This window comes from Agathobaculum sp. (assembly GCF_050946325.1).
GTDB lineage: Bacteria > Bacillota > Clostridia > Oscillospirales > Butyricicoccaceae > Agathobaculum.
Window position 1 is genome coordinate 1 of sequence record NZ_JBMNUP010000096.1, and the last position, 7,161, is coordinate 7,161.

The 7,161-nt window shown below is 56.7% G+C and carries 8 protein-coding genes and 1 other RNA gene; 1 reads left to right on the plus strand and 8 read right to left on the minus strand.

From position 1 onward, the window contains the following. Window positions 1–44: 44 nt before the first annotated feature. Window positions 45–1,406, minus strand: a complete 1,362-nt coding sequence (gene murD, locus ACOYIE_RS07885; protein WP_433412094.1) for a UDP-N-acetylmuramoyl-L-alanine--D-glutamate ligase — start codon at window positions 1,404–1,406, stop codon at window positions 45–47. 107 nt (window positions 1,407–1,513) lie between these two features. Between murD and rnpB the strand changes: the two genes are divergently transcribed. Further along, an RNA gene (rnpB, locus tag ACOYIE_RS07890) (RNase P RNA component class A) lies at window positions 1,514–1,850 on the plus strand. A 174-nt stretch (window positions 1,851–2,024) separates the two neighbouring features. On the opposite strand, the gene ACOYIE_RS07895 is transcribed toward rnpB, so the two are convergent. From ACOYIE_RS07895 to ACOYIE_RS07925, 7 genes are all read right to left on the minus strand, one after another. Further along, window positions 2,025–2,198 (minus strand): DUF6440 family protein, encoded by a 174-nt coding sequence (locus ACOYIE_RS07895; RefSeq protein WP_433412096.1) that lies wholly within the window; start codon window positions 2,196–2,198, stop codon window positions 2,025–2,027. Between the two features lie 114 nt (window positions 2,199–2,312). After that, window positions 2,313–2,777 (minus strand): TspO/MBR family protein, encoded by a 465-nt coding sequence (locus tag ACOYIE_RS07900; protein WP_433412098.1) that lies wholly within the window; start codon window positions 2,775–2,777, stop codon window positions 2,313–2,315. A 42-nt stretch (window positions 2,778–2,819) separates the two neighbouring features. After that, on the minus strand, window positions 2,820–3,053 hold the full coding sequence (locus ACOYIE_RS07905) for a hypothetical protein (RefSeq protein WP_433412100.1): 234 nt from the start codon (window positions 3,051–3,053) through the stop codon (window positions 2,820–2,822). Window positions 3,054–3,067: 14 nt separating this feature from the next. After that, window positions 3,068–3,715, minus strand: coding sequence for an ABC-2 transporter permease (locus ACOYIE_RS07910; protein ID WP_433412102.1), 648 nt, complete (start codon window positions 3,713–3,715; stop codon window positions 3,068–3,070). Further along, complete coding sequence (locus tag ACOYIE_RS07915; protein ID WP_433412104.1) at window positions 3,712–4,563, minus strand: ABC transporter ATP-binding protein; 852 nt, start codon at window positions 4,561–4,563, stop codon at window positions 3,712–3,714. The genes ACOYIE_RS07910 and ACOYIE_RS07915 overlap by 4 nt, the downstream gene beginning before the upstream one ends. Continuing rightward, complete coding sequence (locus tag ACOYIE_RS07920) at window positions 4,563–4,940, minus strand: GntR family transcriptional regulator (protein WP_433412106.1); 378 nt, start codon at window positions 4,938–4,940, stop codon at window positions 4,563–4,565. Before ACOYIE_RS07920 ends, ACOYIE_RS07915 begins: the two co-directional genes overlap by 1 nt. A gap of 130 nt (window positions 4,941–5,070) precedes the next feature. After that, window positions 5,071–7,161, minus strand: a 2,091-nt coding sequence (locus ACOYIE_RS07925; RefSeq protein ID WP_433412108.1) for a sensor histidine kinase, incomplete at its 5' end; no start/stop codon positions are given.

A 7,161-nucleotide genomic window follows, 5' to 3' on the forward strand; every position in this document is an offset into this window, starting at 1 on the left:
CGCATGACGAGACCCGTCATGCGTTTTTCTTTGCCTGTTATTTTTTACAGCGCGTTAACCAGCGCCTTGAACAGATTGCCGCGCTCCATAAAATTCTTGAATCGGTCAAACGACGCGCTCGCCGGGCTCATAATAACAATATCGCCCGCCTGCGCGATGCGCGCCGCCTCCCGCACGGCAGCTTCCAGATCTTCCGTTTCCAGGATTGGCGGGTGCTCCCCTTCGGCGGCCAGCACGCAGTCCCTGATTTTGGGCGCGGTTGCGCCTGTCAGAATCAACGCCTTCACATGCTCGCAGATCGGCCCGCCCAGCACATCATACGGAATATGCTTGTCATACCCGCCTGCAATCAGGATTACCTTCTGCTGAAACGAATTCAGTCCCGCAATCGTCCGCGTCGGGCTGGAGGCGATGGAGTCGTTATAATACTTCACACCTTCTTTTTCCCGCACAAACTCAATCCGGTGTTCCACACCGCCAAAGCTTGTTGCTACCGCACGGATATCGTCATCCGAAGCATAGCCCTGCACAATCGCCGCGGCCATCATCATATTATACACGTTATGCGCGCCCGGAATCCGGATATCCGCCGCCGGCATAAGCACACGGCGCTCACCGTTTTCCGCAATATAAATCACATCGTCCTTGAGGAACACGCCGTTGGCCAGCTCCCAGTTCTTGCTTGTGCAGAACAGATTGCCCGACGCATGCAGCGTGCGCGTCACCTCGTCATCCAGGTTCAGAACCAGCCGGTCGCCTTCTTTCTGGTTGCGGTAAATGGTGGTCTTGGCCTGCACATACTCGTCAAAATCCTTGTGATAATCCAAGTGATTGGGCGTCAGGTTGGTAATCGCCGCAATGTGCGGCGAACGTTTCATATCCATCAGCTGAAAGGAGGAAAGCTCCACCACCGCCAGATCATCCGGCGTCATCAGGTCAACACGCGGCAGCAGCGGCGTGCCGATGTTTCCGCCCAGGTGTACGGTATATCCTGCATGGCGCAAAATCTCGCATACCAGCGTGGTGGTCGTCGTCTTGCCGTCCGAGCCGGTGATGCCGATAATCGGGCAGGGACAAACCGCAAAAAACAGCTCCATTTCGCTGGTAATTTCCGAACCGTTCGCGCGCGCCTGTTCCAGAAAGCGCGGATGCACGCCGGGCGTGCGAAAAATCACGTCTTCGTCCAGCACATCCAGATAGTGCTCGCCCAAAACAAAATCCACACCGAGCGTTGCCAGCGTGGCATATCCGTCCCCCAGCTCCGTAGGCGTTTTTCTGTCATGCACGGCCACCCGAACGCCTGCCGCGCGCAGTCTGCGAATCAGCGGCATATTGCTCACGCCCGCGCCGATCACGCCGACCCGTTTGTCCGACAGACTGCCGAAATATTGTTCCAATGCTGTCATACCATGTGTCTCCCGACTTTTTTCTCAAAATACAGTATACTCGTTTTTCCATGATATTGCAAGTCCGGTTTGACGAACGCGTTTTTTTGCGGTATACTGTGTAAGCATGAGTCAGCCAGACGGTCGCGTGCCTTTGGCATGAGGAAAGTCCGGGCTGCACAGGGCAAGGATAACGGATAACGTCCGCCGGGGGCGACCCCAGGAATAGTGCAACAGAGATATACCGCTGCGCCGTTTTCACGGCGCAGCAAGGGTGGAAAGGCGAGGTAAGAGCTCACCGCGCTTCATGGCAACATGAGGGGCCTGTAAACTCTATCCGCAGCAACGCCGACTGGGACCATGGTTTGCCCGACCGTCCCGACTGGCGGCTTGAGGCGCGCGGCAACGCGCGTTCGAGATAGATGACCGTCCACGACAGAACCCGGCTTACGGCTGACTCATCCAATCAAATACAAGAGATGCCCCCTGGGGCATCTCTTTTTATGCTTTTCATTCTCTTTTGCCCTTTGGACCAATTCAGCATAAAACAACCGCCCTTCGCCGCAATGACGAAGGGCGGCGCTTGTTTACACGAACAGTTTGATAAACAGGACTTGATACAGCAGTCCATACGCTAATTTATTTCGTAATAACCGCTTTTCCCTCTGCGTCCAACAGCGGTGTTAAGCCTCCGCCAAACCCGTCGGCAATAAAAAGATAATTGACTCCTGTCTCTTTATCAGCAAATATTGCTTTCTCACTCTTCAATCCGGTTTCCTGATACAGGACTTCAAATCTATCGTTTTTACTCATTTCAAAACACCTCCAAATTTCAGTTTGTTTTCCTGCTTACTCCATCCTATTTTTCTGCCGGATTCCATGCATGGCGGAATGAACGGAGCTGAAATCCATCGTTTCCGGCCGCAGCTATCTGTTCAGCAGCCAGACGAACAGATTCAGATAGCCCGCAAACAGCAGCCACGCCAGATACGGCGTAAGCATCCATGCCGCCCTGCTGCAAATTTTTGCAAACGTGCGGGCCGTAACTGCAACCAGCCAGAGCAGCAGTATCAGCCAGAAAAAAGCCAGCAGATACCGCTCTGCACGGAAAAACAGCAGCGGCCACACAAAGTTGACCGCAAGCTGCGCGCCGTACAGCCCCATGGCCTGCTTTCGTTCCTCCAGCGGGGCATCCGCCTGCCAGACCAGCCACGACGCCGCGCCCATCAGCAGGAACAGCACGGTCCAGACCGCGGGAAACACCCACGAAGGCGGCGCCAGCGGCGGCAGCGTGAGCGAGCCATACAGCGCCATACTGCCCATCGTCAGCCATGCGGACAAACCGCCTATTGCAAGCGGGATCAGCATACATATGATAAATGTCGGGTGCATTTTATCCCTCCTTTTCCGCAGTATACGGAAAAGAAGGCGATTCTATTCAGTCCCGCCGCCAAAGGCGCGGCGCAGTGCATTCCGCTCGCCGCTTCCCTCCACCCAATTTTCCACATAGCCGCAGCCGCCGCACACATACCGGATGACCGGAATCTTGCCGAACAAAGTCATCTTTGTGGTATAAATATTATTGCCGCTTGCATGGCGGTATGGATGATCCGGCACACGGATAATATCGCGCCCGCCGCACTTGGGGCAGGTTCGGGTGTTTTTCATCGCTCACGCGCTCCTTACAGCTCGGTCCTCTGATAGACGCGGACGCTGACCATGCAGCAGAACAGATATACCAGCAGCCCGACAACCACCGCGCCGGCAGCAAGGCCGACGATCTGCGCCGCGTTCAGCAGCTCCAGCCAGGACAGATCAGGCAGCCCTATGCCCACCTTATCCAGCAGCACAACGCCGATCATCGGCAGCCAAACGCATCCCATCAAAATATACCGTGCTTTTTCCAACCCCCATTTATAGCTGACGCACAGGTCGACGCCCATCATCACCAGCGCGATCGCCTCGCCGGCCAGCAGCGCCGCCAGGTTGCTCATCCAGTCCTCTTCCGGATGCAGTCCGCAGTAAATCGCCGCAAGCACGACAGCTATCGCCAGCACAGCCGCGTTTGCCATGCCGCTGACGGCAAATTTGCTGCCGACCACGTCGCGCCGCAGCACGGGCATGGACAGGCTCAGCTTATCCCAGCCGTGGGCCTTGTCAGCCGAGCAGAGCGAAACCGGAACCAGAATGCTGAGCATAAGCAGGCCCATCACGAAAAAGGTCGGTCCATTCCACAAAAATCCCGTGCCCATGATAATCACCGCGGCAAACAGAAACGAGCGGAGCACCTGCTTGAGGCTGATCCAATCCGCATACAGCATTGCTTTCATTTCATTCTCTCCCCTCTTGTGCAAAACAGCATGATCTGTTCAATTGTGACCGGTTCAACCGGCCAGCCCTGCGGCACCCCGCTGCGCCGCACCAGCGCCTCGCAGCCGAATGCGCCCGTGCGGCTGGCACGCACCGCGCCCGGGTCCAGCGCCGCAAGCTGCTCCACCGTGCAGCGCAGCACCCCATAGGTATCCAGCAGCTCATCGCGCGCCTCAGAAAACAGGATGCGCCCTTCGTGAATAAACGTAACGATATCCGCTATCTTATCCAGGTCGCTGGTGATATGGCTGGAAAGCAGAATGGCGTGACGCTCATCCTGCATGAATTCATAAAACAGGTCCAGCACCTCATCCCGTACAACAGGGTCCAGCCCGCTCGTCGGCTCATCCATGATGAGCAGTTCCGCCCCGTGGGACAGCGCCGCCGCGATAGACAGTTTCATCCGCATGCCCTTGGAATAATCCTTGATCTTTTTGTTCTCATCCATACCAAACCGGCGGACATAATTCAAAAAGCACCCGCTGTCCCAATTGGCATACGCTTTTCCCATCAGCACATCCACGCTGCGCGCCGTCATGACGTTTAAAAAGCATCCGTCCTCCATCACCACGCCAATGCGTTCCTTGACCGCGCGTTCCTCCGCGATATTGTCCAGACCGAACGCCCGTATCTCCCCCGCGTCGCGGCGAATCAGGTTGAGCACCGCCTTGATGGTCGTCGTCTTGCCCGCGCCGTTTTCTCCAATAAATCCCATTACGCAGCCGCGCGGCAGCGCAAAACTTACTTCCCGCAGCGCAAAGCCATCATATGCCTTGCACAGTCCCTTGATTTCCAATGCGTTTTCCATCATAGTTCCTCCTCAAACAGGGTCGACGCGATATCGAGAAATTCCTCTCCGCTCAGGCCGCCCAGACGCGCAGCGCGTACCGCTTCGGTCAAATGTTCCTCCACGCGGCGAAGCTGTTCCTCCCGCAGCAGTTCCGTGCCCACAGGGGCGACAAAACTGCCGCGGCCCGTCTGGCTGATAATAAATCCCTCGCGCTCCAGTTCCTCATACGCGCGTTTGGTCGTAATCACGCTGATGCGCAGTTCCTTTGCCAGCAGCCGCATAGAGGGCAGGGCGTCCCCTTCCCGCAGCTCCCCGCTGACGATTTTGGCCTTGATCTGCCGCGCAATCTGCTCATAAATAGGCGTGCCGTCCACGTTTGACAAAATGATTTCCATGTCCTGCCCCTTTCCCTCACTTTGTATATACTCATTATATACAATATCCTCATTCTGTCAATACCCAATGATAAAAAAATGCAGCCACCCATAACAGGGTGGCTGCAACTCTCTATCCTTGCCCGTATTGTTAAGAAGTCATTCTGCCGTACACCGGAAACAGAATGCGCACTTTGAACAGGTCTCCGTCCACATCGACCGACAGCGTGCCGCCGCAAGCCGTCACATAGCTTTTGGCAATGGCCAGACCTAGGCCGCTGCCCTCTGTCGAGCGCGCCGCGTCGCCGCGGGTAAACCGTTCTGTGATGGTGCTCGCATCAAAGTCCATCGCATAGTTGGCAATGTTCTTGATCTCAATGACAACGTTGCCGTCCTCCCGCTCCTGCACGGACAGGAACACGCGAGTGCCGGGCATCGCATATTTGATGCAGTTTCCGATCAGGTTTTCCATCACGCGGGACATTTTTTTGCCGTCCGCCCAAATAGGCGCCTCCTGCTCCGGCAGGCCGACCTTGAGCGTCAATTTGCCCGCTTCGATCGCAGCATCCTGCTCGGCCAGCGCCTGCCGTACCAGCGTGCAGGCGTCCAGCCGCTCGCAGATCATCTGCTCGGCCCCAGACTGCACCTTGGAAATGTCAAACAGGTCGCTCGTCAGGTTTTTCAGCCGCAGTCCCTTCTGGTGGATGATTTTGGCATAATCGTTGGCCTCTTCCGGCGTCAGATGCTCCTGACAGAGCAGGTCGGAATAATTCAAAATCGAGGTCAGCGGCGTTTTGAGATCGTGACTGACATTGGTAATCAGCTCGCTCTTCATGCGTTCGGCACGGATCTCGTTCTGCAAAGCCGTCTGCATCCCATCGCCCAGCGAGTTGATATCCTCCGCCATGGACGAGAATACGCCCGCCGGCATATCGGTCAGCTTATAGGTCAACTCGCCCGCACGCAGGCGCTTGAGGCCCTCTACGATGCGGTCAAACCCCTGCACCCGCTTGAGCACAAATGCGGCGGCGGCAATGAACCACGCAACGCCGAACAGAAGCGCCAGAAGTCCTTCTCCGTAATCTATCATCGCGCCAAACATGGTCGCGCAGAACGCCAGCACAACCGTATACCCCAGCAGAATCAGCGCCACGTTGCGCACCTTGTAATCCCGGAACAGGCCGTTTGCCACGGCGTCCCGCGCCCGGCCGAGCCCCTGCCCCGCCTTGCGGAGCATCTCCCAGCACCATTTCGCCGCGCGCACCGCTATCTTCCAGCACCACTTGCCCGCCCGCAGGATGAACGAGCGCTGCACAAACGAGTGATTTTTCAGATTGCGCGTCAGCGACAAAATCAGCTCCATCACCAGCGCAAACGCGCACACCAGCAGTGTGACCAGCGGATACAGCACCGCCTGCAGCGCCATGCCGTCGCGCATCAGCACTTCGTCCAGCACCACAAAAATCACCGCCGCCGTGCCGAACGCCGTACCTGCAATCAGCGCCAGATTGCACTCGGCAAACATCCGGTCGATCAGTACCATATGGACTTCCTCGTCCTCCGCACGGCGGCCGGTGACAAACAGCAGATAGATAAAGGCTGCCAGCGCCAGCAGGAACAGTACGATCACGCGCATCAGCGCATCGTTAAACCGGTCGTGTCCTTCTTCCCATACCGCGCGCAGCGCATTTGCCTGCGTGTCGGTCATGCGCAGCAGGATGCAGTCGCCCGGCTGCAGCGCCGCGCGCCGCGCCGCAGCCATAGTCTCCATCTCCTCATTGCCCCAGTAACCTGCATACCAGTCGTCCCAGCAGGCGAGCACGAAATCATCATAAAAGGCGATATTCCCTTCCCAGTCGCCCGGCTTGAGCAGCAGGTAAAACGCTGAGTTCAGCACCTCTGCTTCTGTCAGATCTGCGTTTTTCAGCACCTTGTCTCCTAGCTTGGCGTAATAATCACCGTGAAAATTATCCTCCATCAGCTGGGTCAGCTCTCCCTCGCTGAGATCACCCGTCAGCGTATCATCCAGAATGCGCACACCCGCGCTGAAGCCGCGGTTCAGCATCTGGGAATTCTCAAAGCGGGATTCCAGCATATATATCTGATCCCCGCGCTCATTGGCTTCGTCCAAAAACCAGCCGAATGTATTTCCGGCCGTCAGCGCCGCCATGGCCACGCACACCAGGCACAGCGCAAAAGCCAGCCCCTTCAAAATGGGCGACCGCACCACTTTTTTCATACT

Bases quoted from the DNA above. Each gene is read 5' to 3' on its own strand.
- murD (WP_433412094.1), bottom strand. From the start codon at position 1,406: ATGACAGCATTGGAACAATATTTCGGCAGTCTGTCGGACAAACGGGTC.
- ACOYIE_RS07895 (WP_433412096.1), bottom strand. From the start codon at position 2,198: ATGAGTAAAAACGATAGATTTGAAGTCCTGTATCAGGAAACCGGATTG.
- ACOYIE_RS07900 (WP_433412098.1), bottom strand. From the start codon at position 2,777: ATGCACCCGACATTTATCATATGTATGCTGATCCCGCTTGCAATAGGC.
- ACOYIE_RS07905 (WP_433412100.1), bottom strand. From the start codon at position 3,053: ATGAAAAACACCCGAACCTGCCCCAAGTGCGGCGGGCGCGATATTATC.
- ACOYIE_RS07910 (WP_433412102.1), bottom strand. From the start codon at position 3,715: ATGAAAGCAATGCTGTATGCGGATTGGATCAGCCTCAAGCAGGTGCTC.
- ACOYIE_RS07915 (WP_433412104.1), bottom strand. From the start codon at position 4,563: ATGGAAAACGCATTGGAAATCAAGGGACTGTGCAAGGCATATGATGGC.
- ACOYIE_RS07920 (WP_433412106.1), bottom strand. From the start codon at position 4,940: ATGGAAATCATTTTGTCAAACGTGGACGGCACGCCTATTTATGAGCAG.